This window comes from Actinophytocola sp., from assembly GCF_036378875.1.
Taxonomy (GTDB): Bacteria; Actinomycetota; Actinomycetes; order Mycobacteriales; family Pseudonocardiaceae; genus Actinophytocola.
Map to the genome: position 1 here is coordinate 1 of NZ_DASUVO010000138.1, position 26,430 is coordinate 26,430.

24 protein-coding genes and 1 pseudogene are annotated in these 26,430 nt (G+C 69.2%); 13 read left to right on the forward strand and 12 right to left on the reverse strand.

The genetic code is table 11. The features are described from left to right. From VF106_RS39765 to VF106_RS39775, 3 genes and pseudogenes are all read right to left on the reverse strand, one after another. Window positions 1-174: pseudogene (locus tag VF106_RS39765) on the reverse strand (ATP-binding protein); the annotation flags it as partial. A gap of 73 nt (window positions 175-247) precedes the next feature. After that, a complete protein-coding gene (locus VF106_RS39770; protein WP_330845174.1) occupies window positions 248-673 on the reverse strand; it encodes a roadblock/LC7 domain-containing protein in 426 nt (141 codons plus the stop codon). Beyond that, complete coding sequence (locus tag VF106_RS39775) at window positions 670-3,672, reverse strand: nitrate- and nitrite sensing domain-containing protein (protein WP_330845175.1); 3,003 nt, start codon at window positions 3,670-3,672, stop codon at window positions 670-672. The genes VF106_RS39770 and VF106_RS39775 overlap by 4 nt, the downstream gene beginning before the upstream one ends. Before the next feature lie 370 nt (window positions 3,673-4,042). Between VF106_RS39775 and VF106_RS39780 the strand changes: the two genes are divergently transcribed. Genes VF106_RS39780 through VF106_RS39795 form a run of 4 tightly spaced genes read left to right on the forward strand, consistent with a single transcriptional unit; the run spans window position 4,043 to window position 7,548 of the window. Continuing rightward, the gene (locus VF106_RS39780; RefSeq protein WP_330845176.1) at window positions 4,043-5,080 is read left to right on the forward strand and encodes an ABC transporter substrate-binding protein; all 1,038 of its coding nucleotides are present in this window, start codon (window positions 4,043-4,045) and stop codon (window positions 5,078-5,080) included. 4 nt (window positions 5,081-5,084) lie between these two features. After that, a complete protein-coding gene (locus VF106_RS39785; RefSeq protein WP_330845177.1) occupies window positions 5,085-5,858 on the forward strand; it encodes an ABC transporter permease in 774 nt (257 codons plus the stop codon). Beyond that, the gene (locus VF106_RS39790; protein WP_330845178.1) at window positions 5,855-6,664 is read left to right on the forward strand and encodes an ABC transporter permease; all 810 of its coding nucleotides are present in this window, start codon (window positions 5,855-5,857) and stop codon (window positions 6,662-6,664) included. Before VF106_RS39785 ends, VF106_RS39790 begins: the two co-directional genes overlap by 4 nt. 2 nt (window positions 6,665-6,666) lie before the next feature. Next, the gene (locus VF106_RS39795) at window positions 6,667-7,548 is read left to right on the forward strand and encodes an ABC transporter ATP-binding protein (protein WP_330845207.1); all 882 of its coding nucleotides are present in this window, start codon (window positions 6,667-6,669) and stop codon (window positions 7,546-7,548) included. Here VF106_RS39795 and mdlC read toward each other — a convergent pair. Beyond that, a complete protein-coding gene (gene mdlC / locus VF106_RS39800; RefSeq protein ID WP_330845179.1) occupies window positions 7,542-9,155 on the reverse strand; it encodes a benzoylformate decarboxylase in 1,614 nt (537 codons plus the stop codon). The genes VF106_RS39795 and mdlC overlap by 7 nt on opposite strands. A gap of 171 nt (window positions 9,156-9,326) precedes the next feature. Between mdlC and VF106_RS39805 the strand changes: the two genes are divergently transcribed. From VF106_RS39805 to VF106_RS39815, 3 genes are all read left to right on the forward strand, one after another. Beyond that, a complete protein-coding gene (locus tag VF106_RS39805; RefSeq protein ID WP_330845180.1) occupies window positions 9,327-10,070 on the forward strand; it encodes a class I SAM-dependent methyltransferase in 744 nt (247 codons plus the stop codon). Between the two features lie 55 nt (window positions 10,071-10,125). Further along, window positions 10,126-11,442 (forward strand): hypothetical protein, encoded by a 1,317-nt coding sequence (locus VF106_RS39810; protein ID WP_330845181.1) that lies wholly within the window; start codon window positions 10,126-10,128, stop codon window positions 11,440-11,442. Window positions 11,443-11,611: 169 nt separating this feature from the next. After that, on the forward strand, window positions 11,612-14,743 hold the full coding sequence (locus VF106_RS39815; RefSeq protein WP_330845182.1) for an ATP-binding protein: 3,132 nt from the start codon (window positions 11,612-11,614) through the stop codon (window positions 14,741-14,743). Here VF106_RS39815 and VF106_RS39820 read toward each other — a convergent pair. After that, on the reverse strand, window positions 14,727-15,449 hold the full coding sequence (locus VF106_RS39820) for an ABC transporter permease (protein ID WP_330845183.1): 723 nt from the start codon (window positions 15,447-15,449) through the stop codon (window positions 14,727-14,729). The genes VF106_RS39815 and VF106_RS39820 overlap by 17 nt on opposite strands. A 23-nt stretch (window positions 15,450-15,472) precedes the next feature. Beyond that, entirely contained in the window at window positions 15,473-16,411 is a 939-nt protein-coding gene (locus VF106_RS39825; protein ID WP_330845184.1) for an efflux ABC transporter ATPase subunit, DrrA-related, read from the reverse strand. A 118-nt stretch (window positions 16,412-16,529) separates the two neighbouring features. On the opposite strand from VF106_RS39825, the gene VF106_RS39830 reads away from it, so the two are divergent. After that, a complete protein-coding gene (locus VF106_RS39830; RefSeq protein ID WP_330845185.1) occupies window positions 16,530-17,741 on the forward strand; it encodes a cytochrome P450 in 1,212 nt (403 codons plus the stop codon). 52 nt (window positions 17,742-17,793) lie between these two features. On the opposite strand, the gene VF106_RS39835 is transcribed toward VF106_RS39830, so the two are convergent. Together VF106_RS39835 and VF106_RS39840 are read right to left on the reverse strand one after the other, a co-directional pair. Beyond that, window positions 17,794-18,648 carry an alpha/beta hydrolase gene (locus VF106_RS39835; RefSeq protein ID WP_330845186.1) on the reverse strand — a complete coding sequence of 285 codons (855 nt, stop codon included), beginning with the start codon at window positions 18,646-18,648 and terminating at the stop codon, window positions 17,794-17,796. Continuing rightward, window positions 18,645-19,469, reverse strand: coding sequence for an MBL fold metallo-hydrolase (locus VF106_RS39840; protein ID WP_330845187.1), 825 nt, complete (start codon window positions 19,467-19,469; stop codon window positions 18,645-18,647). The genes VF106_RS39835 and VF106_RS39840 overlap by 4 nt, the downstream gene beginning before the upstream one ends. Window positions 19,470-19,542: 73 nt before the next feature. On the opposite strand from VF106_RS39840, the gene VF106_RS39845 reads away from it, so the two are divergent. From VF106_RS39845 to VF106_RS39855, 3 genes are read left to right on the forward strand one after another with little or no spacing between them, the layout of a single operon-like run. Then, the gene (locus VF106_RS39845; RefSeq protein WP_330845188.1) at window positions 19,543-19,878 is read left to right on the forward strand and encodes a winged helix-turn-helix transcriptional regulator; all 336 of its coding nucleotides are present in this window, start codon (window positions 19,543-19,545) and stop codon (window positions 19,876-19,878) included. 37 nt (window positions 19,879-19,915) lie between these two features. Next, window positions 19,916-21,061, forward strand: a complete 1,146-nt coding sequence (locus VF106_RS39850) for a serine hydrolase domain-containing protein (RefSeq protein ID WP_330845189.1) — start codon at window positions 19,916-19,918, stop codon at window positions 21,059-21,061. Window positions 21,062-21,094: 33 nt separating this feature from the next. Further along, a complete protein-coding gene (locus VF106_RS39855; protein ID WP_330845190.1) occupies window positions 21,095-21,877 on the forward strand; it encodes a MerR family transcriptional regulator in 783 nt (260 codons plus the stop codon). A gap of 15 nt (window positions 21,878-21,892) precedes the next feature. Here VF106_RS39855 and VF106_RS39860 read toward each other — a convergent pair whose 3' ends face one another. Both VF106_RS39860 and VF106_RS39865 read right to left on the reverse strand, forming a co-directional pair. Beyond that, window positions 21,893-22,516 (reverse strand): DsbA family oxidoreductase, encoded by a 624-nt coding sequence (locus tag VF106_RS39860; protein WP_330845191.1) that lies wholly within the window; start codon window positions 22,514-22,516, stop codon window positions 21,893-21,895. Further along, window positions 22,513-23,130 carry an NADPH-dependent FMN reductase gene (locus tag VF106_RS39865; protein ID WP_330845192.1) on the reverse strand — a complete coding sequence of 206 codons (618 nt, stop codon included), beginning with the start codon at window positions 23,128-23,130 and terminating at the stop codon, window positions 22,513-22,515. The genes VF106_RS39860 and VF106_RS39865 overlap by 4 nt, the downstream gene beginning before the upstream one ends. Before the next feature lie 93 nt (window positions 23,131-23,223). On the opposite strand from VF106_RS39865, the gene VF106_RS39870 reads away from it, so the two are divergent. Both VF106_RS39870 and VF106_RS39875 read left to right on the forward strand, forming a co-directional pair. Next, window positions 23,224-24,057 carry a helix-turn-helix transcriptional regulator gene (locus tag VF106_RS39870; protein ID WP_330845193.1) on the forward strand — a complete coding sequence of 278 codons (834 nt, stop codon included), beginning with the start codon at window positions 23,224-23,226 and terminating at the stop codon, window positions 24,055-24,057. A gap of 70 nt (window positions 24,058-24,127) precedes the next feature. Then, window positions 24,128-24,952 carry an endonuclease/exonuclease/phosphatase family protein gene (locus VF106_RS39875; RefSeq protein ID WP_330845194.1) on the forward strand — a complete coding sequence of 275 codons (825 nt, stop codon included), beginning with the start codon at window positions 24,128-24,130 and terminating at the stop codon, window positions 24,950-24,952. Window positions 24,953-25,020: 68 nt separating this feature from the next. Here VF106_RS39875 and VF106_RS39880 read toward each other — a convergent pair whose 3' ends face one another. Continuing rightward, entirely contained in the window at window positions 25,021-25,692 is a 672-nt protein-coding gene (locus VF106_RS39880) for a DUF4097 family beta strand repeat-containing protein (RefSeq protein WP_330845195.1), read from the reverse strand. A gap of 133 nt (window positions 25,693-25,825) precedes the next feature. Then, complete coding sequence (locus tag VF106_RS39885) at window positions 25,826-26,347, reverse strand: M15 family metallopeptidase (RefSeq protein WP_330845196.1); 522 nt, start codon at window positions 26,345-26,347, stop codon at window positions 25,826-25,828. Between the last annotated feature and the right edge of the window lie 83 nt (window positions 26,348-26,430).

The window sequence follows — 26,430 nt, forward strand, 5'->3', positions numbered from 1 at the left end:
GCTGGCCTCGGTCATCACGGCTTCCGTGGTGAGCGGCACGATTTCCGACACCGAACCCACCAGAGTCGTCTTGCCAACCCCGAACCCACCGGCGACCACGATCTTCGCCGAGGTGGTCGGCTGAGGTGAGGACGCGCCGCGCGGACCGGGAGGACTAGAGCCTGCGGAGACCACTGAGCACCCTTTCGATGAAGTCGATCGACGGCCAGCTGGGCACGGGGCCGACACCGTTCAGCAGCAATTCTGCCTACCTGCGCTGTGCGCCCTGAAGCTGGGCGCGCACCTCCGGGGTCATCTGCTCGCCCACCCGCTCGACCAGGAGCGTCATCTCGTAGGCGACCAGCCCGATGTCACAGTTCGGCGCGGCCAGCGCGGCGAGGCACGACCCGTCCGAGATGGACATCAGGAACAGGTATCCGTGGTGCATCTCGACCACGGTCTGGTTCACCCCGCCGGCGTCGAAGCACCTCGCCGCCCCCTGGGTCAGGCTGATGATGCCGGACGACACCGCCGAGAGCTGCTCGGCGCGGTCTCGTGGCAGCCTCTCCGAACCAGCCAGCAGCAGCCCGTCCGCCGACACGACGACGGCGTGTGCCGCGCCGGGGACGCGACGAACGAAATCAGTGATGAGCCACCCAAAACTGCCGGGTTGGTCTGCGGACGCGGTGGTCACTCATGCTCCTCGTTGTGGCGGCCGTTCTCGGAACCGGACTGGTCCTCGAAGAAGGCATTGGTCACGGCGTGCCGGCCACGTCGCACGCCCTGCTGGAAGCTCGACATCCGGCCGCGGACGGCATTGGCTGTCCTCGGCGGCAGCGGCGGTCCCGCCGCCGTGCGCTCCGCGGCGGTCTCTGGCGTCCGCGGCGCGGCCGAGCCGGGCACCAGGTGTGCCTTGGGTACCCGCTTGGGCAGGCCCGAGTCGGTGACGGTCTTCGGCGTCTTGTCCTCGAGCAACGCCTGGGCCGCCAGCCAGCCGTCGTCGCCCGGCGACGTCCACGGGGTCCGCTCGGCCCGGTGGCTGGCCGGCGCCGGAGCCGGCGCAGGCTCGGCGGGCGGCGGTGTGCCGTTGGTGCCATTGGTTCCGTTGGTGCCGTTCGGGGCCGGTACCGGGGTCTCGGCCACCGGCTCGGCCGGAGCGGGCACCGCGGGCAAGGACCCGGTGTCCGCCGACGTCGCGAACCACTGCGACAGCACGGCGTCGTAGATGGGCAACCGCTCGGTGGGCGCCTCGTTGTAAGCCCCTCGGCCGCTGCCCTGCGGTGTGTAGCCGCCCTGGCTCGGCGGCGCCGCCTCGGCGGGATCGGGCAGGGGGTTGCCGAACAGGGTCGTGGCCTCGTCGCGCCGAGGGGTCTGCTGCGCGGGCGGCTCCGGCCGGGCGCCGAGCACACCAGGTCCCGCGCCGGCACCGGTCATGGTGTTCGAGCCGGTCTGGTCAGGGCCGAGGGTGAAGGCCGGGTAGCTGGCGACCTCCTGCGGTGTGCGGTTCCGCTGCGTGTCGTTGCCCAGGTCGCTGATCGGACCGCTGTCCGCAGGCGGCCGGCCCGAGCCGAACGCACTGGCGATGCCACCGCCGCGAACCGGCGGAGCGCCGCCCGGCGGCATGCTGGTGTTGATCGGTGCGCCCGAGCCGGTCGAGGTCAGCAACGCGTTGGTGGACGTGGACGACGGCGGCATCGGCCGCGACATCCCGGCGGCATTCGCCACCAGCTCCGCCGGCACGTTGATGCGGGCGATCAGACCGCCCTCGATGTCCTCGTTGTCCCGCAGCCGCACCACGATGTTGTGCCGCTGGGCGAGGCGCGCGACCACGTAGAGGCCCATTCGCCTGGTCACCGCGACGTCCAGGTCCGGCGGCTCGGCGAGACGGGCGTTGGCCGCCCTGATCTGGTCCTCGGACATCCCGACGCCGTGGTCGGTGATCTTGATGGCGAGCTGGGCGTTCTTGTTCATCGTCATGCGGACGGTGACCTTCTTGTCCGCCGGGGAGAAGTAGGTCGCGTTGTCCAGCAGCTCCGCGATGAGGTGCACCAGGTCGCTGACCGCGCGGCCCTGCACCACGACGTCGGGTGCGGAGGCCACCTCGATCCGCGCGTAGTGCTCAACCTCACTGACCGCGGCACCGACGATGTCACGCGCCGGGACCGGCCGGGACAGCTGGCGGGAGATGCCGGTGCCCGAGAGCACCAGCAGGCTCTCGCTGTTGCGCCGCATTCGGGTGACCAGGTGGTCCACCTCGAACAGGTTGGCGAGCTGCTCGGGGTCCAGCTCGTCCTGCTCCAGCCGGTCGATCAGCGACAGCAACCGCTCGATGAGCGTCTGGCTGCGCCGGGACAGGTTGACGAAGATCGAGTTGATGTTCTCCCGCAGCAGTGCCTGCTCGGTGGCCATCTTGATGGCCTCACTGTGCACCGCGTCGAACGACCGCGCGACCTCGCCGATCTCTTCCTTCGTGAACACCGGCACCGGATCCACCGCCTGCTTGGCGGCCTCCGCCGGGTTCCGGTCGGCCAGGATTCGCTGCAGCGACGCGGGCAGCTTGCGGTTGGCGACGTCGAGCGCCTCGCGCCGCAGCACACGCAGCGGCTTCAGCAGCGACCCGATGACCACGAGCGTCATGGCGAAGGCGACCAGCAGCGCGGCGAGCACGATCGCCGCGTCCCGCAGCGCCGACTCCGTCGCCGCCTGTCCCAGGGCGTTGGCGTCGTCGCGGAGCCGGTCCAGCAGCTGGACCTCGACCGTGCGGAAGGCCTCGATGGTGACCGTGCCGTCGTTGTTCAGCGTCGAGAGGTTGATGTTGAGCGGCGCTTGTCCGTCCTGCGTGGACGACTCGGCGCTGGCGATGGCCGACGCCTTGATCCGCTGCCGGTTGTCCACCTGGGGACCGGTGACCGTGCTGGCGAAGAGCTGCAGCTGGTCGGAGGTGGCGTTGGCGCGGTAGGTGGACACGGCACCCGCGGCACTGGCCTGCGCGTCCCGGATCCGGTTGAGCAGGTCCGCGGGGAAGCTGTTCTGGATGGCCGCGATCTCGAGGATCGCGTTCTCCTTGGCCACGTTCTCCTTGGCCTCGGACAGCGCCTGGATGACGGTGCCGTTACGGAGCAGGTCGCGGTCGGTGACCGCGGTGTTGATCTCGCGGCCCAGGTTGACCACGGCGTCGAGCACCGCGGAGTACGCGGCGAAGACCGCGGCGTCCGGGTAGTCCGTGTTGGTCACGGTGCTGCGGATCGCGTCGAGCGCCGACAGTCGCTGCAGACCGATGTTGTACCGCTGCTTGGCGGCGGCATCGTCGGTGTCCAGGGTGGCGCCGGCCTGCTGCGCGGCGGCCACCGCCTGGTCGACCTGGACGATCTGCTGGTCCAGCTCGGCGCGCTGGCCCTGCTCCCCGCCGGCCACGAAGGCCACCGACAGGGTGCGCTCCTTCTGGAGCTCGTGCACGACCTCCGTCACGTTCCTGGCCAGGTCGACCTGGCTGACCGTCTGCCGGAACTCGGCGGCACGGTCGAGGTCGTCGGAGGCGCGCAGACCACTGACCGCCAGTGCGGTCAGGGTCGGCACCACGATGACGGCGATGACCTTGGTGCGGAGGCGCCAGCCGCTTATCCGCAGCAAGGAGCCGCCCTTTCCACGTCCCGCGGGCGGCTTGCGGCCGACCGCCGGACCTCTTGCGGGCACGATGGCACCGCGGCCTGCGCTGTTCCCGTTTCGGGGCGGGACGTCAGCAGTGTGGTCGGGCACGCCCAGCACTCTCCCTGGTCATCAAGCCGGAAGCCCGTCAGTTGCGAACGGGACAAATAGGTCAGCGGGACTCGAATCACCAACCGTTGGACAGGCGCATGATCTAATACCCACTGGCGCACAGAAAGTAGCGGAGCCGCCCGGACGATGTAACCCCTACGGCCCCCTCTTTCCATCGGTTGGGTGCAGGCGCAAATAGTGGGTACTGATTGTGAGCGCTCGATGACACTCTCTAGAGTGTGCGCCCTGGTGCCCCAAGCACCACCCGTTGGCTTCTTCCACATCACTCCCCGAGGAGAGGCTTCAAATGCCCAACGGCTCGACCGAGCGCAGATCCCGTTCCCGCCTTCCGCTGATCGCGACCGCATTGACGCTGGTCACGACGCTGTCCGGCTGCAGCCTTCTCGGCGGCTCAGACGACGCGGGCGAGACGTCGTCCAACGACGGCAAGGGTCTGGAAAAGTCCACCATCAAGGTCTCGATCATGAAGACCACCGACCTCGCGCCCCTGCACCTTGCGATGCAGGAAGGCTACTTCAAGGACGAGGGCCTCGAGATCCAAACCGTCGACGCGAAGAGCGGCGGCGAGTCGACACAGAAGCTGGTGGCCGGCGAGGTGGACATCGCCTACGCCAGCTACACGCCGTTCTTCCTCGCCGAGAGCAAGGGCGCGGCGAAGAACCTGGGCGGCATCAAGCTGGTCGCGGACGCTTCCTCGGCCGGCCCGGGCAGCACCATGGTGGTTGCCCTGCCCACCTCGTCGGTGAAGAGCGTCCAGGACATGGCCGGCAAGAAGGTCGCCGTCACTGCCACCGGCACGATCTCCGACCTGCTCGTCAACTCCACCCTGAAGACCAACGGGGTGGACCCCAAGAGCGTCACGTACGTCCCGACGCCGTTCCCGGCGACCGCCCAGGCACTCAAGGCCGGGACCGTCGACGCCGCCTTCGCCACCGAGCCGTGGCTGCAGGACGCCGAGCGGAACGCGGGCGCCGTTCCGGTGTTCGACACGGCGACTGGTCCGACCGCGGACCTGCCGACCGCCGGCTGGGCCTCGACCGGGAACTTCACCGACAAGAACAAGAAGACCATCGCGGCGTTCCAGCGTGCCATGCAGCGCGGCACCGACCTGGCGTTGTCCGACCGCAGCCTGGTGGAGCCGATGCTGGTCAAGTTCTCCGGCGTGGACGAGCAGACCGCGAAGATGGCCACTCTCCTGACCTTCCAGTCCAAGCTGGACGCCACGCGAATTCAGCGGGTGCCCGACCTGATGCTGGAATTCGCTGTCATCCCCGCCGCGATGGATGTGTCCAAGATGATGATCCCCACTGCTCCGGTCAGCTGAACTATTGCGTCCGTTCAGTCGAAACCTTATTGGACTGGCCACCTTCTTCCTGATTTGGGAGGGGGTCGTCCGGCTCAACCTGGTCGAGCGGGTCTTCCTGCCGACGCCGTCCGACGTGGCGGCTCGGCTGGTCGACCTGCTCGGGCAGGAGTCCTTCCTGCGTGACGTGATCGCGACGGTGCTCGCCTGGCTGGTCGCGCTGTGTCTGGCGGCCGCGGTCGCGCTCCCGGCGGGGCTCCTGCTCGGCAGCGTGCCGTCGGTGCGGGTGGCGACCCGGGTACTGATCGAGTTCCTGCGGCCCATCCCGCCGGTCGCGCTCATCCCGCTGATCATGATGTTGCTCGGCTCCGGGCCGGAGGCGAAGATCACACTCGCGTTCTACGCGTCGGTGTGGCCTATCCTCTTCAACATCATCTACGCGTTGGACGAGATCGACCCGCTGCTCGTGGAGACGGCCCAGTCGTTCGGCAACGGCCGGCTGAGGGTGATGGCCACGGTCGCGCTGCCCCACGCCGCGCCGTTCGCGTTCACCGGGCTACGGCTGTCCGCCGCGATCGCGCTGATCGTGACGGTCAGCACCGAGTACCTGGCCGGCAGCGACCTCGGCATCGGTGCGTTCATCATCGACACCGCGAGCAACGTGGGCGCCATGGACCAGGTGCTCGCCGGCACCGTGGTGGTCGGCGTGATCGGTTTCCTGATCAACGGCGGTCTGGAGCGGATCGGCAGGCGCGTGTTCCGGTGGAGCGACACCACCCGCGCGGAGGCCCTGACATGAAAAGGCTGACTGGCTTCGCGCAGCGCTGGGCGGTGTTCGTGGTGGCCGTCGTGGTGTGGCAGCTAGCTGCCGCGGCCGCGGCGAACGTGTTCTTCCCCACGCCGTGGCAGATCGTGCTGAAGTGCCGGGATGTGTGGTTCACCACGTCGAGCGGCGGGTTCGGCCTGTCCGACGCGGTGTTCGAGGACATGCTGCCCAGCATCGGCCGGGTGCTCGGCGGCTGGGCGCTCGCGGCCGTTCTCGGCATCGCGATCGGCACCGCACTGGGCCGTTCCCGTACCGGCATGCAGTACGTCGGGTCGCTGTTCGCGTTCTTCCGCACGCTGCCATCGCCCGCGCTGGTTCCGGTGTTCATCCTGTTGTTCGGTGTCGAGAACTCGATGAAGCTGGCGCTGATCGTGTTCGGCTCGATCTGGCCGATCCTGCTGAACACTGTGGACGGTGTGCGGTCGGTGGACCCGGTGAAGACCGAGACGGCGAAGTCGTTCGGCATTCCCAGGACGCAGTGGGTGGCCATGGTGGTGCTGCCCGCGGCGCTGCCGAAGATCTTCGCGGGGCTGCGCCTGTCCCTGGCGATCTCGGTGATCCTGATGGTCGTGTCCGAGATGGTCGGTGTGACCAACGGCATCGGCTACCAGCTGACCTACGCCCAGAGCCAGTTCGACGCCACCACCATGTGGGCGTGGATCGTGCTCCTCGGCATCATCGGATACGGGCTCAACATCGCCCTGCTCGCCGTCGAGCGCCGGGCACTTCGCTGGCAGCCCACTCGCGCCGCGATGGCTGCCGCCAAGGCAGGAGGATGACTTTGCCAACCATGCTGGACGTGCGCGGCCTCGCGCACCGGTACGGCACGCACACCGCGGTGGCGGAGCTGACGTTCAGCGTCGACTCCGACGAGCTCGTGTGCATCGTGGGCCCGTCAGGATGCGGGAAGTCGACCATGCTGCGCTGTATCGCCGGGCTCATCAAGCCGAGCGACGGTGCCGTCAGCCTGCACGGCGACCCGGTGGACGGTGTGCCGGACGACCTCGCGGTGGTGTTCCAGGACTACAGCCGGTCGCTCTACCCGTGGCTCTCGGTACGCGGCAACGTCGAGTTTCCGTTGCGTACCAGGGTTTCCGGCCGTTCGGCGCGGCGTGCGCGCGCCATGGAGGCACTGAGCTGGGTCGGCCTGTCCGACGCGGCTGCCAAGTACCCGTGGCAGCTGTCGGGCGGCATGCAGCAGCGAGTGTCGATCGCCAGGGCGTTGGCCTGCCAGCCGGCGCTTCTGTTGATGGACGAGCCGTTCGCGTCGGTGGACGCGCAGACCAGGGCCGAGCTCGAGGACCTGCTGCTGCGGGTGCGCCACGAGCACGGCAGCACGGTGCTGCTGGTCACCCACGACATCGACGAGAGCGTCTACCTGGGCGACCGGGTGCTCGTCCTGTCCGGCTCGCCTGCGTCGATCGTCGCGGACCTGACCGTGGACCTGCCGGCCGAGCGGGACCAGATCACCACCCGAGGCTCGGCGAGGTTCGTCGAGCTCCGCACCGAGGTCGCCCGTCTGCTGCACAACAAGCGGCCCGCCGAGGCGGCGCCCACCCAACCGGTCAGGACCAACGAGGAGCGCGCCGCTGAGCGCTTCCTGGCTGCCGAGCGGGAAGAGCGTGCGCAGCAGACCGCTGAGATGCGGCAGGGACGTCAGTAGAGCTGGTGCGGGTTCGGGTCGACGGGCACGTGGATGACCGTCGGCCGGTCGTCAGCCAGGGCTGAGGTCAGCGCCGACTTCAGCTCCTGCGGGTACCCGACGCGGTGAGTGTGGCAGCCCATGCCGGCGGCCACGGCGATGAAGTCGATCCCACCGAGTTCCACCCCGGGCATCTTCGCCCCGCCGTCCGAGCTGGCCAGGATGTCGACGGCCGCGTACTGGTTGTTGTCCAGGATGACGAACGTGACCGGCAGATGCTCCCGCGCCGCCGTCCACAGTGCCTGGATGCTGTACATGCTCGAACCGTCCCCCAGCACCGCGACCACCTTGCGGTCCGGCGCACCGAGCGCCGCACCGACCGCCGCCGGCAGGCCGTAGCCCAGGGCGCCGCCACCGGTGCTGAGCAGTCCCGTACGCAGGGCACGGACCGGCAGGTACTCACGGCGGACCAGAAGGTGGCTGGGGATCTCCTCCACCAGGATGACGTCATCGGGCAGCTCGTCGGCGAGCGCCGAGAACACCCAGCTGGCGGTGATCGGCATGCGCTCCGGCGGCCGCGCTGGCCGTTTCCTGCCAACCGGCAACGGTCGAGCCGACTCACCACTGGAGGCGACCAGGGCCTGTACGGCGGATTTCACACCCGACCGGATGCCGACCCCGCCGCTTGCTCGCGCCAGCACATGCTCGTCATCACTGACCAGGAACAACCGCGGCAGCGGGGTTTCGGCCCTGCCGCGGAACACGTGGTAGAGGAACGCCGCCGCGCCCAGGACCACGACGAGGTCGTACTCCTGCAGCTTTTCGGCCGTGCCGCGCTCTTCCGGTGGCAGGAAGCCGAGGAACTGCGGGTGGTCCTCGGGGAACGAGCTACGCCACGACATCGGGCTGGCCCACACCGCCGCCCTGGTCCGCTCGGCCAGCTCCACCACGTCGGGTATCGCACCCTCGGCGTCCACCCCGGGTCCGACCACCAGCACCGGCTTCTCGCTCGCGGCCAACGCGGACACCAGCGCGTCGATCGCCGCCGGATCCGGGCCGAAACCCGGGATCGCCGGCCGGTCCGCCACCGGTTCGGCCTCGGCGTCCCAGTCGTCCGCTGGCACGGACACGAACACCGGACCGTACGGCGGCTGGGTGGCCACGTGGTACGCCCGCGCGATCGCGGCGGGAACGTCCTGCGCGCGGGCCGGTTCGTAGCTCCACTTCACGTACGGGCGCGGGAACTGCGTCGCGTCGATCGCGCCGAGGAACGGCTCCCCCGGTAACAGCGAGCGCACCTGCTGGCCGGCCAGCACGATCATCGGGGTGTTGTTGCGGTACGCGGTGAACACGTGCCCCAGCCCGTGCCCGACACCGCCGGCCGAGTGCAGGTTCACCAGCACCGCACGGCCGCTGGCATGGGCGTAGCCGTCGGCCATCGCCACGGCGATCGACTCCTGCAGCCCGAGCACGTACCGGAAGTCCTCCGGGAAGTCCCGCAGGAAACCGATTTCGGTGGTGCCGGGGTTGCCGAAGATCGTGGTGAGCCCGAGTGACCGCAGCAGGTCCCGGGTGACATCCCGAACGGTGGTCTGTTCCGCCTCCCCGGAATTAAATGTGTTGGTCACGTTGGGGACAGCTGGTTCTGTTTGGTCACGTACTTGTGGCTGGCTTGCATCACGTTCCCCTGAGGTGCGGTTGGGAAGCCCTCGGCCTGCTTTCGATCCCGAGGTTGACTCAGAGAGTGTCACGACAGCGGTTCACTCGATCAAGCTACCCCACCCGTACGATCCCGGTGCATGTCGCTCAACTGGACCTCTTACGTGGACACGGATTCCTCGGTCGAGCACGACAGGTTGCTCCTTCTGCAGCAACTCTTCGACGGCGACAGCGAGAAACTCCTGGAACGAGCGGGTCTTGCGCCAGGCTGGCGATGCCTGGAGGTAGGCGCCGGCGCGGGCTCGGTCGCCCGGATCCTGGCCGACCGAGCCGGCGCGACGAACGTCACGGCGACCGACCTCGACACCACACTTCTCGCGCCACTGGCCGAAAGCGGGGTGCGAGTACTCCGCCACGACGTGACCACCGACGAGGCCCCAGGCGAGTTCGACCTGATCCACACCCGGCTCGTACTGGAGCACGTGACACAGCGGGACCTGGCACTGCGCCGGATGGTGTCCTGGCTGGCGCCGGGCGGCGTCCTGGTCGTCGAGGCCGCCGCGCCCATGCCGGAGATGTCCAGCGACCCGACGGTCGGCCGGGCACTCGCCGCGTTGTCCGACCAGTTACGAAGATCGGTCGGCACCGACAGGACCTGGGCACGCACACTGCCAGTACCACTCGAACAAGCCGGCCTCGTCGACTGCACCGCGGAAGGCCACATCATCCCGGCCCGCGGCGGCTCGCCCTTCGCGCACTGGATGATCGAGACCCACCGCCTGGTCGAACAGGACGTGGTGTCGAACGGCACCCTCACCGCGGCGGAACTCGCACACACCTTCGCCGCCTACACCAACCGACTTTCGTCGACTACACGTGGCTGACCATCCGCGCCCTGGGCCACAAACCGCGCTGACGCGGGGTGCCTATGCTTCGGCGATGCCTGTGTCGCGGAAACGGAAGAAGAAGCCTGGCAAGTCCGGTCGTCCACGCCAGCCGGCCCGTGTGGACCAGCGCGGATCCGCTGCTGAGCTGAGCGGGCATGATCGCCGTGAGCTGGCGGCGGCATTGCAGGGTATGGCCGTCTACCGGGAACAGGTCCAAGAAGGGCGGGGGTCGCGAGCCACCGCCGCGGCGACGGATCTGGTCACCGACCTCGTGACGGTCGCGGCGAACCAACCCGATGTGATCGTGGAGGACGCCTTGTGCCTGCGGCTGGGCACACTGTTGAGCGAGTCGGAACGGGATCCGATAGACGAACGACCGGGCCCGGACCACCTGGCCTCGGCCTTGGTGACCGCGGCGGCGGCCGCCGTGGAGGCGACCACCGGCGACGCCGACGCGTGGCGCGCACCGTGGCAGGTGCTCACCGCCGTGGCGGGCATCCTGCCCTACCCGCACGGCGAGACCGTGGCCGAGGAGATCAGGCGGCTACGAGACTCGGTGGTTGCCCGGGTGCCGCTCGGGCCCACGGTGACCGGACCGGTGCGGTGGACCCGCGACCGCTACGGCAGCCGGTTCGCTGTCACCGCGCCGATCACCACCGCGGATCGACCGGCGCGCTGGTATCTGTGGGACATCGACGCCTGCGGACACCAGGCGCACACCGTCCACAGTGGCTACTACCCCACCCCGGAAGCGGCACTCACCGCCTGGCAGACCGGGGTCGGCCCGACCGCGGCCGCCGGCACGGAGCTGGCCCCGGTGGATGACCCGAGACTACTGTCCGACCTACTTCCCGCCATCGAAGGATTCCTGCGCGTCGGCGGGGAGAACGCCGAACAGTTCGCCGAGTACCACCGCAGCAGGCGCCTGGCCGAGGTCGTCAAGGAAAAGTTGCGGCAGCGGAAAACCCGACCCAACCGCGGCCTGGACGCGGCCACCGCCGCCGCCGAGTTCACAACCTGGCTGCGCGCCCGCGCCGCCGAGGGGCAGCAACTGCCGGAAGACCTCGACGAGTTCGTCACGGAACTGGCCGACTCCTGGTGCATCAACGAGATCGACGCGGTATACGCCACGTGTTCCCCGCACCGCGTCGCCCTGTGCGTGCAGCACGTGCGCGGCTACTACCTCGACGACTTCGCCGAACAACTGGTCACTCTGCTACCCGACTGGATCCGCTGGTTGGCAGCACGTAACAGCACACCATCGGAACTGGCCGACCGCTGCCTGCCCTATGCCGAGGGAAAACCGCACCCCCAGATCACCGGTAACGACAAGACCGAGGCCGACTACCTCGCCCGCGTCATCGAATAAGCCCTGCGGACCTGCCGGTGTCCTGAAAGACGCGATGGGGACGTTCAACGACATGAGCGCGTCTTTCGGGACATCGCCCGTGCCGACTCGCCACGACTGCCGTCATGGCCGCGGCCGAGTTGATCGGCGCGGCACGGGTCCAAGAGTCGCCCATGGCAAACTCAGCCGGGTGCAGATCGGGATGCTTGGACCGTTCGAGGTTCGCACGGACGACGGCGTCTTGGCCGACGTGCCGGGCGCGCGGTTGCGCGGGCTGTTGATCGCCCTCGCGCTCAGGCCGGGTCACGTGGTCCCGAAGGCGACGCTCGTCGACTGGATCTGGGGTGAGAATCCGCCGGCCGAGGCGGCGAATGCCTTGCAGCGCTTGGTTTCCCGGCTGCGGAAGGTGCTGCCGGACGGGGTGGTCGATGGCCAGACGAACGGCTACCGGCTGAGGGTGGATCCCGACGCGGTCGACGCAGTGCGGTTCGAGCGTCTCGTCGGTCAGGCCGGCAGTGACGAGGAGCCACGGCTACTGCGCGAGGCCCTCGCACTGTGGCGCGGTGCTGCCATGCAGGACGTCGGTCTGCAGGACAGTGAGGCGTTCGACGCGGCGGTCACCCGGCTCGAGGGGCTGCGCCTGACCGCCATGGAGGACCGGTTCGACGCGGAGGTCAACCTTGGCCACGGTGCGGAGCTTGTCACGGAACTGACGGACCTGGTGGCCGCGCATCCGATACGCGAACGGCTTGTCGGTGCGCTGATGCGTGCCCTCGTCGCGGCCGGGCGGGGCAACGAGGCACTGCTGGTGTACGAGCGCACGCGGGAGGCCCTGGCCGACGCGCTGGGCGTCGACCCTTCACCGGAGCTGTCCGCACTGCACGTCGCGCTGCTGCGGGGCGAGTTGGGCCGGCGGGACGAGACCCGCAAGACCAACCTGCGTGCCGAGCTGACCAGCTACGTCGGCAAGGAGGCCGATGTCGCCGCGGTCCGTGAGCTCGTCGCCGAGCATCGGCTCACCACCCTCATCGGGCCGGGCGGTTCGGGAAAGACGAGGCTGGCCACGGAAACCGCGCGCACGCTGCTCGGCGATCTGCCGGACGGGGCATGGCTGGTGGAGCTCGCGGCCATCGGCGCAGACGGTGACGTGGCACAGGCGGCGCTCGCCGGGCTCAGCCTGCGGGACGCCCTGCTCAGCGAGGCGCCGAGCGCGGAGCCGACGGACCGACTCATCGCCGCGCTCCGCGAGCGGGAGACGCTGCTGGTCCTGGACAACTGTGAGCATGTGATCGAGTCGGCGGCGGCGTTCGCCCATCGACTGCTCGGGGAGTGCCGGCGGCTACGGATCCTGGCGACGAGCAGGGAACCGCTCGGCATCACCGGTGAGGCACTGTGGCCGGTCGTGCCGTTGCCCGTGCCGGAGGAGGGCGCCGATCCCGGCAAGATCGAGTCCGCGCCGGCCGTCCGGTTGCTGCGGGACCGGGCAAGCGCCGTGCGCAAGGATCTCGCGGGCGACGCCGACACGTTGTCGACGATGGTGCGCATCTGCCGGGCGCTCGACGGGATGCCGCTGGCGATCGAGCTGGCCGCGGCCCGGCTGCGCACCATGACCATCGACCAGCTCGCCAACCGGCTCGACGACCGGTTCCGCCTGCTGACCGGTGGCAGCCGCACCGCGTTGCCGAGGCACCGAACGCTGCGCGCGATGGTCGACTGGAGCTGGGAGCTGCTGACCGACGCCGAACGGACCGTCCTGCGCAGGCTCTCGGTGTTCTGGGGCGGGGCGAGCCTGGAAGCGGCGGAGCGGGTCTGCGCTGGCGACAAGGTAGAGGCGTGGGAGGTGCTCGAGCTGCTCACCGCGCTGACCGAGAAGTCGCTGCTGGTCGCCGAGGGTGACAGCGCGCCGCGCTACCGGATGCTGGGCACGATCAAGGAGTACGCCAGGGACCGCCTCGCGGAGGCGGGGGAATCGGACCTGGCACGCCAGGCGCACCTCGCCTACTTCACCGAACTCGCCGAGACCGCTGACCCGCGCCTTCGCCGCGCCGATCAGTTGACCTGGCTCGCCACGCTCGCTGCCGAGCACGACAACATCAGTTCCGCGATGCGTGGTGCGCTCGCGGCAGGCGAGGCACAGGCGGCGATGCGGCTCGCGGCGGCCGCCGGCTGGTACTGGTGGCTGTCCGGGCACAAGACCGAACTCGTCGAGCTGATCACCGCGGCCACGGAGACGCCCGGCGAGGTGACCGACGAGGTCCAGGCCGTCGTGTACGCGTACGTCGTCGGGTTCGCGAGCTCCGGGCGGGGAGCCGACCAGTACAACGCGGCGGAGTGGATCCACAAGGTCTACGAGATCAACCAGCGTGTGCACAGCCGTCACCCGTCGGTGGAGCTGGTCGTCCCGCTGGAACACATGTTGCGGGCGCCGGACGAGATGCTGTCCGTGTGGGAACCCATGCTGGACAACGAGGACCCCTGGGTGCGCGCGATGGGCCGGCTGCACCTCGGCAGGACGCGGATCATCCTCGGCCACCCCGGACGGGAAGCGGACGCATACCTCGAGAAGGCGCTCGCCGAGTTCCGGGCAGTCGGCGAACGGTGGGGCATGTCGTTCGCCCTGACCGAGCTGGCGGACCGCATCGCCATGCGCGGCGAGTTCGCCGGTGCGTGCGAGTACCTCGAACAGGCGATCGTGGTCGTGACCGAGGTCGGTGCGATCGAGGACATCATCCGGATCCGGTCGCGACAGGCGGAGATCTACTGGCTGCTGGGTGACGAGGACGCGAGCGCGGCCGCCATAGCCGAGGCGGAACGGTGCGCCCAAGGAGTCACCTGGCCGGAGGCGCTGGTTGAGCTGGCCATGGCGAAGGCGGGACTCGCGTGTTGGCGGGGCGACGCCGAGGAGGCGCACCGGCACCTCGATGTCGCGATGACCCTGCTGGGCGACAAGGCGGAGGAGGCGAACATCCGCGCGGGGACGCACTCCCTGCTGGGCGCCATCGCCGACGACCTCGGCGAGGCCCGTGAGCACCACGCTTCGGCCTGTCAGGCGGCGGCCGAAGCCGGCCATGTGGCCACGATCGCGCTGGTGCTCGTCGGGGTCGCGGACCTGGCACTGCGCCGCGACCAGCCCGAGCAGGCGGCACGGCTGCTCGCGGCGAGCACCGCCGTGCGCGGACTGCCGGACCGTTCCAACCCGGCCACGGCCCGGATCGAGCAGGCAACACGGAGCCGCCTCGGCGACGTGGGGTTCGCCGAGGCGGCTCGGGAGGGCACGGAGACGGACTGGAGCGAGCTGGTCGCGGTCACGCTCGCTTCGTGAACGTGGCACGGGCCCACAGGTAACCGACGAGAGCGATCCCGACGCACCAGGCGATGGCGGTGATCGCGTCGCCGGTGTCGGGTGCTCCGGCGAGCAGCCCGCGGATGGTCTCGATGATCGGCGTGAACGGCTGGTACTCCGCGAACTCCCGCAGGCCCGGCCCCATCTTGTCCGCCGGGATGATCGCGCTCGAGAAGAACGGCAGCAGGACCAGCGGCACGGCGGCCATACCCGCCGTCTCCGGAGACTTGGCCGCCAGTCCCAGTGCGATCGTGAGCCAGCCGGCCGCGAAACCGAGCAGTACGACCATGCCGACCACGCCGAGCCAGTCGACGAAACTCGCCGCCGGGCTGAATCCCATGGCGAAGGCCACCCCGACCAGCGCCGCGATGGCGACCAGGTTGGTCAGCACACTGGTAATGACGTGACCGGTCAACACCGCGCCGCGGGAGACGTCCATGACCTTGAACCGGTTGATGATGCCCTTGGTCATGTCGGAGTTCACCGCCACCGCGGTGCCTCCCAGTCCATAACAGACAGCCATCAGGATCAGGCCCGGCGTCGCGTAGTCGACGTAGTCGACGCCGACGCTGAACGCGTCTCCCATCATGTACACGAACATGAACAGCATCAGGATCGGCATCAGCACCGCGTTGAACACCGAGGTCGGGTTCCTCGCGACGTGCTTGGCGTTGCGGCGCAACATGACCATCGAAGGTGACTGGGTGCTCATTTCACTGCCTCTGTGTTGTGGCCCGTCAGGGCGAGGAAAACGTCGTCGAGGTCGGGGGTGTGCACGGAGAACTCCTCTGCGCTGAGCGAGTACTCGTCGAGCCGGTCCAGCAGGGCCCGCAGCGACTTCGTGCCGCCGTCGCTGGGCACCCGCAGGGCCAGTACCTCGTCGTCCCGCGTGGCGTCGAGGAAGACACGCGCGGCCTCGTCGAGCTCGGCGACACTGGTGAACCGGAGCCGGACGTGGGTCCCGGGGATCTGGCGCTTGAGGTCGTCGGCGGTGCCCTGGGCGACCAACCGGCCCTGGTCGAGCACCGCGATCTGGTCGGCGAGCTGGTCGGCTTCCTCGAGGTACTGGGTGGTGAGGAAGATGGTCACGCCGTCGGCCACGAGGCCGCGGACGATCGACCACATCGTGCGCCGGCTGCGCGGGTCCAGCCCGGTCGTCGGCTCGTCGAGGAAGACGATCCTCGGGTTGCCGACGAGCGTCATCGCCAGGTCGAGCTTCCGGCGCATACCGCCGGAGTAGGTCGACGCCGGCTTCTGCGCCGACTCGGTCAGCTCGAACCGCTCCAGCAGATCGGCGACGACCTTCTTGCCGTTGCCGGAGATCGACCTGTTCAGGTCGACCATCAGCTGCAGGTTCTCCTGCCCTGTCAGCAGCTCGTCCACTGCCGCGAACTGGCCGGTGACCCCGATCGCCGACCGCACCGCCTTCGCCTCGGTCGCTATGTCATGTCCGGCGACCCGTACCGACCCACCGTCCGCCTTCATCAACGTGGTCAGCACGTTCACCGTCGTGGTCTTGCCCGCTCCGTTCGGACCGAGCAGGGAGAAGACCGAGCCGGCACGGACATCGAAATCGATGCCGTCGAGCACGACCTTGTCCCCGTATGTCTTCCGCAGTCCTGAAACCGCAATCGCCGAACTGTTCATGCCGCAACTGTCGACGGCTGGGCTGACACCCACCTGTCACGGCACTGACGCGACCTCTGACACCGTGGTGTCAGAGCCGTGTCAGTCCGGTGTCTGGTCCGCCGGAGATCGTGGCGGCATGACTCAAACGGTTCCCATCCCGCACGGCCTGCCCATGGAGCGCGATGCGGGCCCCTTCGACCCGCCCAGCGGCATCACCCGGCTGCGCGAGGCTCGCCCTGTCTGTCCCATGGTCTTCCCCGACGGCCACGAGGGCTGGCTCGTCACCGGCTACGACGCGGTCCGCCAGCTCATGGCCGACACCCGGTTCAGCTCCCGCCAGGACATCGGCATCCTCCACGTGCCGTACGAGACCCCCGGCATGCCCGCCGCGACCGAACCGTCGCCGCACGTGCCGGGCCTGTTCATCAGCATGGACCCGCCGGACCACACCCGGCTGCGGCGCAAGCTCACCGGCGCCTTCACCGTCAAACGCATGAAGCAGCTCGAAGAACAGATCATCGACGTCACCGAGCGGCAGCTGGACGAGCTGGCACGCCTGACCCCGCCGGTCGACCTGGTCAAGGAGTTCGCGCTGCCGGTGCCCTCGCTGGTGATCTGTGAACTGCTCGGCGTCCCCTACGCGGACCGGGAGACCTTCCAGGTCAGCTCCGCCAAGTTCATGGAACGGGACGTGACGCTCGAGGAGAAGATGGCGGCGTTCGGCGCGATCTTCGGGTACCTGACCGAACTGGTCACGAGCAAGCGCGCCGCGCCAGACGAGGACATCCTGTCCGACCTGGCCCGCGACGACGACCTCACGATCGAGGAGCTGACCGGCATCGGCTTCCTGCTGCTGCTCGCGGGCCACGAGACCACCGCCAACATGCTGGGGCTGGGTACTTTCGCGCTCCTGGAGCACCCCGAGCAGCTGGCCGAGCTGCGCGCCGACCCGGACCTGATGCCCGGTGCCGTCGAGGAGCTCATGCGCTACCTGTCCGTCGCCGACATCTTCTTCCGCTACGCCACGGAGGACATCGAACTCGGCGGCGAGACGATCCCCGAGGGATCGACCGTCGTTATCTCGCTGCTGGCGGCCAACCACGACCCCGAGCGCTTCGACGACGCCGGCAGCCTGGACATCCACCGCAAGGCCCGCGGTCACCTGTCGTTCGGCCACGGCGTCCACCAGTGCCTCGGCCAGCAACTGGCCCGCATCGAGATGCGTGCCGGTTTCTCCGGGCTGCTGCGTCGCTTCCCGACCCTGGAACTCGCCATCCCCGCCGGCGAGGTGAAGCTCAGGACCAACATGAACATCTACGGCGTCCACGAACTGCCGGTCACCTGGTAACCCCCGGCGATGCCCTCTCACTCACCCCCCGAGCGAGAGGGCATTCACGCCGTCAGAGATGCCGCAGCAGGAAGTCCGCGGTCGTGTCGGCGGCCTGGCCGAGGTACGGCTCGGTGTCGTAGAGGTCGATGTGGACCTTCGCGTCCAGCCAGCGGATCTCCTTCACCCCGGGAGCGCGCTCGTACAGCTCGCGTGCGAGGTCGGGTGAGCAGTAGGCGTCCTCGACACCGTGGACGACCAGCAGTGGTGTCGCGCCGAGCAGGTCCGCCGCGCCGAGGGCGTCGAACGTCATCAGCGAGTGCAGCGAGCCGCGGGTCACCTCGTTGCGCCAGTGCGGCGAGGCGGAACGGTCGGTGCCGTAGTAGGCGTACGGTTCCTCGCCGGGCATCGCGGCCTCGCCGTCGGCGGACACCGCGGGCAGCAACTCGTCGTAGCGGTCGAGCATGCCGCCGAGCGCGGCCCGGTAGGTGTCGATCCCCATGCCCTCGGCGAACCGGGCCGGGCTGTTGTACGCACCGGCGATCCCGGCGACGGCGCGCACCCGAGGATCGGTCGCCGCGGCCCGCATCGCGTAGCCGCCGCCGAGACAGACACCGACCAGGCCGAGTCGTGCGGGATCCACCTCCGGGCGCGTGGTCAACAGCCCGGTCGCGGCCCGCAGATCGGCGAGCTTGCCCTGGGCGTCCTCGTGCTGGCGGCGGCCGCCGCTCTCCCCGAAGCCGCGGTGGTCGAAGGTGAGCGTGACCAGCCCGGCCGCGGTGAGCCGTTCGGCGTACGCGGCGACGACCTGTTCCTTCACACCGGTGAACGGCCCGGTGAGCGCGACCGCGGGTGCCGGGTGCCCGCCGTCCGGGACGCGTAGCTCGCCGACCAGCTCGATGCCGTCGCTGTCGAACGTGACTCTCATGCGGCGGCCAGCTCCTCGGCGACCGCGTCCGCGCCGTGGCCGACCAGCCAGGCGAGTGAGGCGTCGGGCAGTAGTTCGGTCATGGTTTCGGTCAGCTCCAGTTTCTGTGCGTCGGTCAACCGGTCGGCGCCAGCGGCGATCCTGCGCACCGCCTCCCGGTAACCGCGAAGGTAGCGCTGTTGCCGTGTCAGCACGGAGACGTCGCGTGGTGCGCCGTGCCCCGGGTACAAGGTCAGTCCGGCCAGCTCGCGGGTCAGCCGGTCGAGCACGTCGAGCCACTGCCCGGTGTGCCCGTCCGCGGTGTAGGAGTGCACACCGTCGAAGGCGAGGTCGCCGATGAACGCCGCCCTCGCGTTCGCGGACTCCACGACCAGGTAGGAGTCGGCGTGGCTCTCCGCTGGGCCGACGTCGTGGAGACGCACCCGCAGACCGCCCACCTCCACCGTGCCGCCGCCGGCGAACGTCCGGTCCGGCACCCGGTACCGGTCGGGCCACTCCGCGCCGTAGGTCGGCTGCCACTGCTCCCGCTTGTCGTCGGCGCTCTCCTTGATCACCTGTGCCACCGCCGCCGTCGCGTACACCGGCACGTCGTCACCGATCACATACGGCAAGCCGTTGAAGTGATCGGGATGCGGGTGGGTCACGAACGCGGCGAGCACCGGCTTGCCGATCGTCGCCAGCCGGTCGGCCAACGCCCGCGCGTCGGACACCAGCAGGCCGGCGTCGACCAGCACGAGCCCGTCCTCCGCCGCCACCACATGGCTGTTGACGAAGATCCCCGCCTCCGACGCCGTGTAGGTTTCCACCGTCAGGTCATTCATGGTGGCGACGGTAGGTCGACGTCGACCAGTCAGCCAGAAGGCACTTCAGAGTGCCCTTTCCCGAGGAGCGCCGATGGCACTGGTGATCCCCGACGTACTGGAGGAAAGCTGCGCCACCCGGCAGGCGCTGGAACGCCTTGCCGCGAAATGGCGGGTGCTCCTCGTCTACGCACTGCTCGCCGGCCCTCAACGCCACGCCGAGCTGCGCCGCAGACTGCCCGACATCACACAGAAGGTCCTGACCGAGACCCTGCGCGGCATGACCGCCGACGGCCTGGTGGAACGCCGGGTGCTCAAAGACACCGCGCCCCAACACATCGAGTACGCCCTCACCGAACTGGGCAAGACGCTCCAGGCACCACTGGCCGCGATCTGCGAATGGGCGATCACCCACAACGAGAACCGGTAGTTGACCCCGCCCCAGGGTCAGACTGGACGCTGGCCGCATGACGAACAAGATCGTAAGAATGCGGCGCTTGGCGGCCACGGCGCTGGCGGTCACGTTGCTGACCGGGACGGCCGCCGCGGAGCGGGATCGCCCGGAGCTGCGGAACGCCATGCAGGCGTTCGTCGATGTCGGGTTCGCCGGGATGCAGTTGCGCGTGCACGATGAGCGGGGCGAGTGGGTCGGCAGTGCCGGGGTGCGCAAGCTGGGCGATGCCGCGAAGCCGCCGACGAACGGGCGGTTCCGGATCGGCAGCAACACCAAGACCTTCGTCGCGACCGTGGTGCTGCAGCTGGTGGCCGAGGGCAAGATCGGGCTGGACGCGTCGGTGAACGGCTACCTGCCGCGGTTCGGACTGGACCGGCGGATCACGGTGCGAATGTTGCTGCGGCACACCAGCGGGTTGTTCAACCACACCGGCGATGTCTATCCCGACGGGACTGTCGTGCCGGGACTGCCATCAACGGGCACGGAGTGGGTGGACAACCGGTTCCACACCTACCAGCCGGAGGAGCTGGTGCGTGTCGCGCTGTCCAAGCCGGCCGTGTTCGCGCCGGGGGCGGGTTGGCACTACTCCAACACCAACTACACGCTGGCCGGACTGCTGATCGAGAAGGTCACCGGCCGTTCGTACGCCGAGGAGATGCGGCGGCGGATCCTGCGGCCGCTCGGGCTGCGAGGCACTGTCGTGCCGGGCACGCGGCCGGGAATCCCCGGACCGCACGCCCACGGCTACTACCGCTACGAGGACGCCGGACAACCGAAGACGGTCGACGTCACGCGTCAGAACCCATCCTTGATTTTCGCGGCGGGCGACATGATCTCGACCACCCAGGACCTCCACACGTTCTTCTCCGCGCTGCAGAGCGGAGAACTCCTGCCGGACCCGCTGCTGGCCGAGATGCGCACGCCGGATCCGACGTACGGCTACGGCCTGGGACTGTTCGTGGAGGACGTTGGCTGCGGCGTCACCGTGCTGCGCCACAACGGCAGCACCATCGGCTATGGGGCGCTGATGTACAGCACGCCCGACGGCCGCAAGACCCTGACCGCCTCGGTGACCGCCGGGGACGCCGAAATCGACCTGGTGGAGGACTATCCGAAGGTGTTGAACAAGCTCCTCGATGAGGTGTTCTGCGCGGGTTGACCTTGACCTCGGGTCAGGCTTCACACTCGTCGCATGGCTTCCTCGACCGGCGGCATCACGATCAGCCAGGCGGCGGCATTCGCCGGGGTCACGGTGAAGACCGTGCGGCACTACCACCAGCACGGGCTGATCGACGAACCACGACGCGACAGCTCCGGCTACCGCCGGTACGGATCGGCCGACCTGCTTCGGCTGGTCCAGGCCAGGACCCTGGCCGCCGCCGGCGTACCGCTGGGCGAGGTGCGGCCGCTGCTCGACGCCAACGCCGAGCAGTTCACCGCCGCACTCGCCGACGTCGAGCAACGTCTCACCGACCGTATCGCCGACCTGATCGCCCGCCGCGACACACTGCGACAACTCGCCGACGGCGACCGGCTCCTGATGCCCGACCGCGCACTCGCGCTCCTGGACCGGCTCACCGACCTCGGTTTCGATCCCGACTACGTGGCAGGCCAACGGGAAGCCATGGTGCTGGCCAGGGCACTGGCGCCGGAGTTCTTCGACTTCTTCCTGACCCAGCTCGAACACCGGCTCGACGACCCCGAGTACATCGACCTCACGAAGCAAGCCTGGGACGCCAGGTCCTGGGCTCCGGACGACCCTCGGATCGACGAGCTGGCGTCCGCGCTGGCCGACAACCTGCTGGTCAACCGCGAACACCTGGCGGCGCCGAAGGGCTTCCAGCCTCCGCCCGACGGCGCCACCCGGTACGGGCTGATCAACCACCACCGCGAAGACCAGACGGCCTGGACACGACTGAACAAGCTCGTCGAAGCCAAACTGCGCTCGGCGGGCGTCCCCATCCCATACCAATGACGGCAGGCGACGGCGTTACCCCGCGCCGGCCTGCCGGAGCGCGTCGGCGAGCGCCTCGGTGCTGGTCACACCGACGATCAGCGCGCCGTTCTCGAAGACGAACCTCGGCACGGTGGTGACGCCATCCCGCCGCGCGGCGGCCACCTGCTCACGCACCTCGGCGTCTCCTTCGTCGCTGGCGAGAAAGGCCCGCACCCGCCCGCCGTCCAGGCCGACCCGCTCGGCCAGCTCGGTGAGTCGCGTGTGGTCGGCGATATTCACGCCGTCGCGGAAGTACGCGTCGAACAGGGCGGTCGCCAGCGCGGCCTGCACCCCGGCGCCGTGCTCGTGCAGGGCGAGCCACCGAAGTCGGTGCGCGGTCATGGTGTTGACCGCGACCGCACGGTCGAAGCGGTACTCGATCCCTTCACCGGCACCGAGTTGTGCCATCCCCGCGAGCATCGTCTCGGCTTGTTCCTGACCGAACATCTCGACCACCGAGTCCATCAGCGGTCGGGGCTCGTTGGGCGCGTCGGGCATGAGTTGGTACGGGCGATGGACGAGTTCGATGTCGGGTTCCGCACCGGCCGCGCGGTGGAACTGGTGCGTGCCGAGGCGACACCACGGGCACGCGATGTCGTCGTACACCTCGACCTTCATTCTGGGTCCTTTCCCGTGCTCTCGGTGGAATCCCGCAGCGTCCGGAGGGCTCGGGACCATTCGAGGATTTCGTCCAGCATGAGAGTCAGTGCGGTTTCCTGGCGTTCGCCGGGTGCACAGACGCCGGCCTTGGAGTCGGTGAAGTCGAAGTCGAAATACGGGTTGATCGCGACCTGGGCGTGTACGTCGGCGATTTTGATCTCACCCATGGTCTGCCGCAGTTGTTCGGCGGCGCGGGTCCCGCCGTAGACCCCGTAGCTGACGATCCCGGCTGCCTTGTCGTTCCATTCCCGGTACAGGTAGTCGATGGCGTTCTTCAGCGCGGCGGGGATGGCGCTGTTGTATTCCGGGGTGACGAACACGAACCCGTCGAACCTGTCGACCGTGGCCGCCCACCGCTTGGTGTGTTCGTTCTGGTAATAACCGATGACCGCGGGCGCGGGCTCATCCAGCAAGGGCAGCTCGTAGTCGGCTATGTCGACGAGTTCGAGGCCGGCCTTCCCGGTCTTGACGGCGGAGTGCCGGCCGCCGGCCTCGAAGACCCACTGGCCGACGTCCGCCACGCGACGCCCCGGGCGAGTGCTGCCCAGAATGATCCCGATCTGGATCCTCATGCCCACGAGCGTCCCGGCGTTGGGCATGTCCGGGCCAGGCCGCGGTTTTCCTAGCCCTGGCAGGGCCAGGAAAGCTGAATACAATTGCGGTCGATGAGCGAGACAGAGCTGGGCACGTTTCTCCGCGCGCACCGGGAGGCGGTACCGCCGGCCGCGGTCGGGCTCCCGAACGGGACCCGACGCCGCACACCCGGGCTGCGCCGGGCCGAGCTGGCCACGCTCGCCGGCGTCAGCGTGGACTACCTCACCCGGATCGAGCAGGGGCGCGACCGCAGCCCGTCCACCCAGGTGCTCGCCGCGCTCGCGGAGACGTTGGGTCTGTCCCATGACGAGCGGATCCACCTGTACCGGCTGGCGAAGACCATGAGCGGCGGCGCGTGTGACGGGGCGCGGGCCATGACGGTGCGCCCGACCGTGCGGGCACTGCTGGACCAGCTCGAACCCGCGCCGGCGCTGGTCGCCAACCGGACTGGCGACCTGCTCGCGTGGACGGCCGGGTTCGCGCGGCTCGCCGGCCCGACCGGGTTGCTGGAGGCCACACCACCGAACCTGGTGCGGCACACGTTCACCGACCCTCGGGCACACGACGCCCACCCGGACTGGGACACGGTCGCCGGTGAGCGGGCCGCCGCGCTCCGGGCCGCGGCCGCGCTCGGCGACCCCCACTCAGCGCTGCTCGCCGAGGAGCTGACCATCATCGCCGGTGAGCCCTTCCGCGACCGGTTCGAGGGCTCGGCCGCACTACCCGCACGCACCGGCGTCGAACGGTGGACGCACCCGGAGGTCGGGGAACTGCGGCTGGCGTACGAGAGCCTCGACCTGCCCGACCCGGACGAACAGCGGCTGGTGGTCTACCTCGCCGCCGACGAGGCCACCGCCGCCGCCCTCGACCGCCTCACTACCCATCAGGCCTCGACGGTGCGGTGAAGGACGCCTTCTCGAACCGCCCGCCCGCGCCGGCCGTGCTATGAGCATGCACCCTCGGGACGTTCGGTCCATGAATCGCGTGATCATGTTGCTGATGGCGCTCGGACTCCTGGTCATACCGTCAACGGTGGCGTGCGCCGGAACGACGAGCACCGGGGCGACGAGCACCGGGCCGACGAGCACCGGGCCGACGAGCGCCGCGACCACGATCACCGTGCTCCAGCTCAACATCTGCCACGGCGGAATGGCCGGCTGCTACCGAGGTGACGCGGTGATGGGCAAAGCCGACGAGGTGATCAGGTCGAGCAAGCCGCAGGTGTTGTCGGTGAACGAGGCATGCGAGGGTGACGTCGAGCGGCTGCGGCCGGCCATGGGGCCCGCGCGGGCACTGTTCGTCGCGGCACGCAACCTCGACGGCACGCCCACCATGTGCACCGGCACTGACCAGCAGTACGGCAACATCATCATGGTCACGGACGGATTCGCGGGCACCACCGAGGAGACCGGTACCTACGACGCACAGAACAGGTCGCTGAACGGTCACCTGGAGCTGCGGTCCTGGGCATGCCTGACCGCCGCGGAGCTCAGCGCCTGCACCACGCATCTGTCCTCGGACAGCGCGCCGATCGCGCTCGCGCAATGCCAGGACCTGATGAGCCGCGCGTCCGCCTATCCGGGGCCGGCCATCGTCCTCGGTGACTTCAACCTCAAGGACCAGGGCTCCCCCGGCATGCGGGACTGCGACCCCGCCGGGTTCTCCCGCCGAGGCGACGGCAGCGTCCAGCACCTGTACGCCAGCAACGACCTGTCGTTCGCCCAGACCACGTCGATCGACATGACGGGCACCACCGACCATCCCGGCCTGTTGGCCAGCTTGACCTCGACGCCGCGTTGACCCTCCATCCGAGCACTGACAACGGTCGGGTCGTCCGAGGAGACTCGACGACCCGACCTTGCTGCCCATCAGAGGCTGCGAGCGACGATGTCGCCGTAAGCGGTGGTCGCGTGGATGTCGAGCTGGGCGGCGGCACCGTCGGCGTTCCTCAGCGCGTTGCTGATGCGGCCGTAGGAGGTGCCGGCGTCCAGGGATGCCGAGACTCCGGCGGCGGCGTCGACCGAAATGCCGCCGGACTGGGTGCGCAGCACGACCTTGCCACGCACGGCCTCGGTGATCCGGATGTCGCCCCGTGCGGTGCTGATCTCCGCCGGGCCGTCCAGGCGGCCGACCTCGACGTCGCCGTCGACCGCGGTGAGACGGACGCTCGCGGCCTCGTCGATCTTGATCTGACGGTACGCGCCTTCGAAGGCCACGTCGCCAAGACGGCCGACCCCGCGAAGCTCGGAGCAGGCCGTCTTGGCCTCCACGGATGAGCCGGCGGGCAGCTGGACGGTGACCTCCAGGGAACCGGAGGGGCCGAAGTACTGGTTCTTGGCCGCGCGGGTGTGGATCCGCAGCACACCGTCGACGTACTCGACCGTGGTCTGCTCCGCCGCCTTCACGTCGCGACTCTTCGACGCGTTCGCGGGCAGCACCTCGACCACGGTGTCGGCCCGGTCGGCGGCGATGAACTGGACGCGCCCCGCGGGGATGTCCAGGACGGCGGAGATCGGGGCGGGGGTGTCGAACTTCTGCATCGTGCTCTCCTGGCGGTTCGTTCCTGCGCTGGCTGTGTGTGCGATCGAGTTCATGGCGACTACGATCGCCCGCCGCACTGACACCGGACAGCCACCGGGCTGACGCGGCCACTGACACAGGTGTCCTCGCTGGTCACCGCCGCATCCGCGGATCGTGCGACGGGTCGGCGTACATAGGCGGGCAGCCGCCGTCGACGGCTTCGGGGCGCAGTTCGAAGTGCCATGGTTCGTTGCGGAAGATCTGGCACAGCCCGTAGCTGGCGCCGTGCTCGGACAGCCACGCCCTGGCCTCGGAGCGCCCGATGTCGACCGCGTCCCCCGACACGTGTGGAGACGTGTCGGGGGTGGCCACCCACCTGGCGGCTTCCTTTTCGGAGCCGTATTTCGAGATCGCCTCACGGAGCAGTTGTTCCTGGTACTCCGGGGAACGCCAGCCACCGTTGACGAAGAACTGGACCCCGTCGCCCGCGGCATCGGTCGCGGCTCGGCGCAGAGCGGCGAGCAGATCGGGATCGAGGTTCGCGACGGCCGGGATCTCGTCGAAGACCGTGACCGGATCGGTGACGGCGCCATGTGCGAGGGCAAGCCGGACGGCCGAGGACGCCAGCAACCCGGTGCGGCTGGCCACTGTTCGCGCTGGTTCGCTGTGGGGCATGCCTCGACTCAAGGCAGCGTGGCGTTGCCAGCACGTATGACGTTTTTGATATGCCCACGACATGCGCCGGCTCATAGCATCGG

Bases quoted from the DNA above. Each gene is read 5' to 3' on its own strand.
- VF106_RS39780 (WP_330845176.1), top strand. From the start codon at position 4,043: ATGCCCAACGGCTCGACCGAGCGCAGATCCCGTTCCCGCCTTCCGCTG.
- VF106_RS39790 (WP_330845178.1), top strand. From the start codon at position 5,855: ATGAAAAGGCTGACTGGCTTCGCGCAGCGCTGGGCGGTGTTCGTGGTG.
- VF106_RS39805 (WP_330845180.1), top strand. From the start codon at position 9,327: ATGTCGCTCAACTGGACCTCTTACGTGGACACGGATTCCTCGGTCGAG.
- VF106_RS39810 (WP_330845181.1), top strand. From the start codon at position 10,126: ATGCCTGTGTCGCGGAAACGGAAGAAGAAGCCTGGCAAGTCCGGTCGT.
- VF106_RS39820 (WP_330845183.1), bottom strand. From the start codon at position 15,449: ATGTTGCGCCGCAACGCCAAGCACGTCGCGAGGAACCCGACCTCGGTG.
- VF106_RS39825 (WP_330845184.1), bottom strand. From the start codon at position 16,411: ATGAACAGTTCGGCGATTGCGGTTTCAGGACTGCGGAAGACATACGGG.
- VF106_RS39830 (WP_330845185.1), top strand. From the start codon at position 16,530: ATGACTCAAACGGTTCCCATCCCGCACGGCCTGCCCATGGAGCGCGAT.
- VF106_RS39835 (WP_330845186.1), bottom strand. From the start codon at position 18,648: ATGAGAGTCACGTTCGACAGCGACGGCATCGAGCTGGTCGGCGAGCTA.
- VF106_RS39840 (WP_330845187.1), bottom strand. From the start codon at position 19,469: ATGAATGACCTGACGGTGGAAACCTACACGGCGTCGGAGGCGGGGATC.
- VF106_RS39845 (WP_330845188.1), top strand. From the start codon at position 19,543: ATGGCACTGGTGATCCCCGACGTACTGGAGGAAAGCTGCGCCACCCGG.
- VF106_RS39850 (WP_330845189.1), top strand. From the start codon at position 19,916: ATGACGAACAAGATCGTAAGAATGCGGCGCTTGGCGGCCACGGCGCTG.
- VF106_RS39855 (WP_330845190.1), top strand. From the start codon at position 21,095: ATGGCTTCCTCGACCGGCGGCATCACGATCAGCCAGGCGGCGGCATTC.
- VF106_RS39860 (WP_330845191.1), bottom strand. From the start codon at position 22,516: ATGAAGGTCGAGGTGTACGACGACATCGCGTGCCCGTGGTGTCGCCTC.
- VF106_RS39865 (WP_330845192.1), bottom strand. From the start codon at position 23,130: ATGAGGATCCAGATCGGGATCATTCTGGGCAGCACTCGCCCGGGGCGT.
- VF106_RS39870 (WP_330845193.1), top strand. From the start codon at position 23,224: ATGAGCGAGACAGAGCTGGGCACGTTTCTCCGCGCGCACCGGGAGGCG.
- VF106_RS39875 (WP_330845194.1), top strand. From the start codon at position 24,128: ATGAATCGCGTGATCATGTTGCTGATGGCGCTCGGACTCCTGGTCATA.
- VF106_RS39880 (WP_330845195.1), bottom strand. From the start codon at position 25,692: ATGCAGAAGTTCGACACCCCCGCCCCGATCTCCGCCGTCCTGGACATC.
- VF106_RS39885 (WP_330845196.1), bottom strand. From the start codon at position 26,347: ATGCCCCACAGCGAACCAGCGCGAACAGTGGCCAGCCGCACCGGGTTG.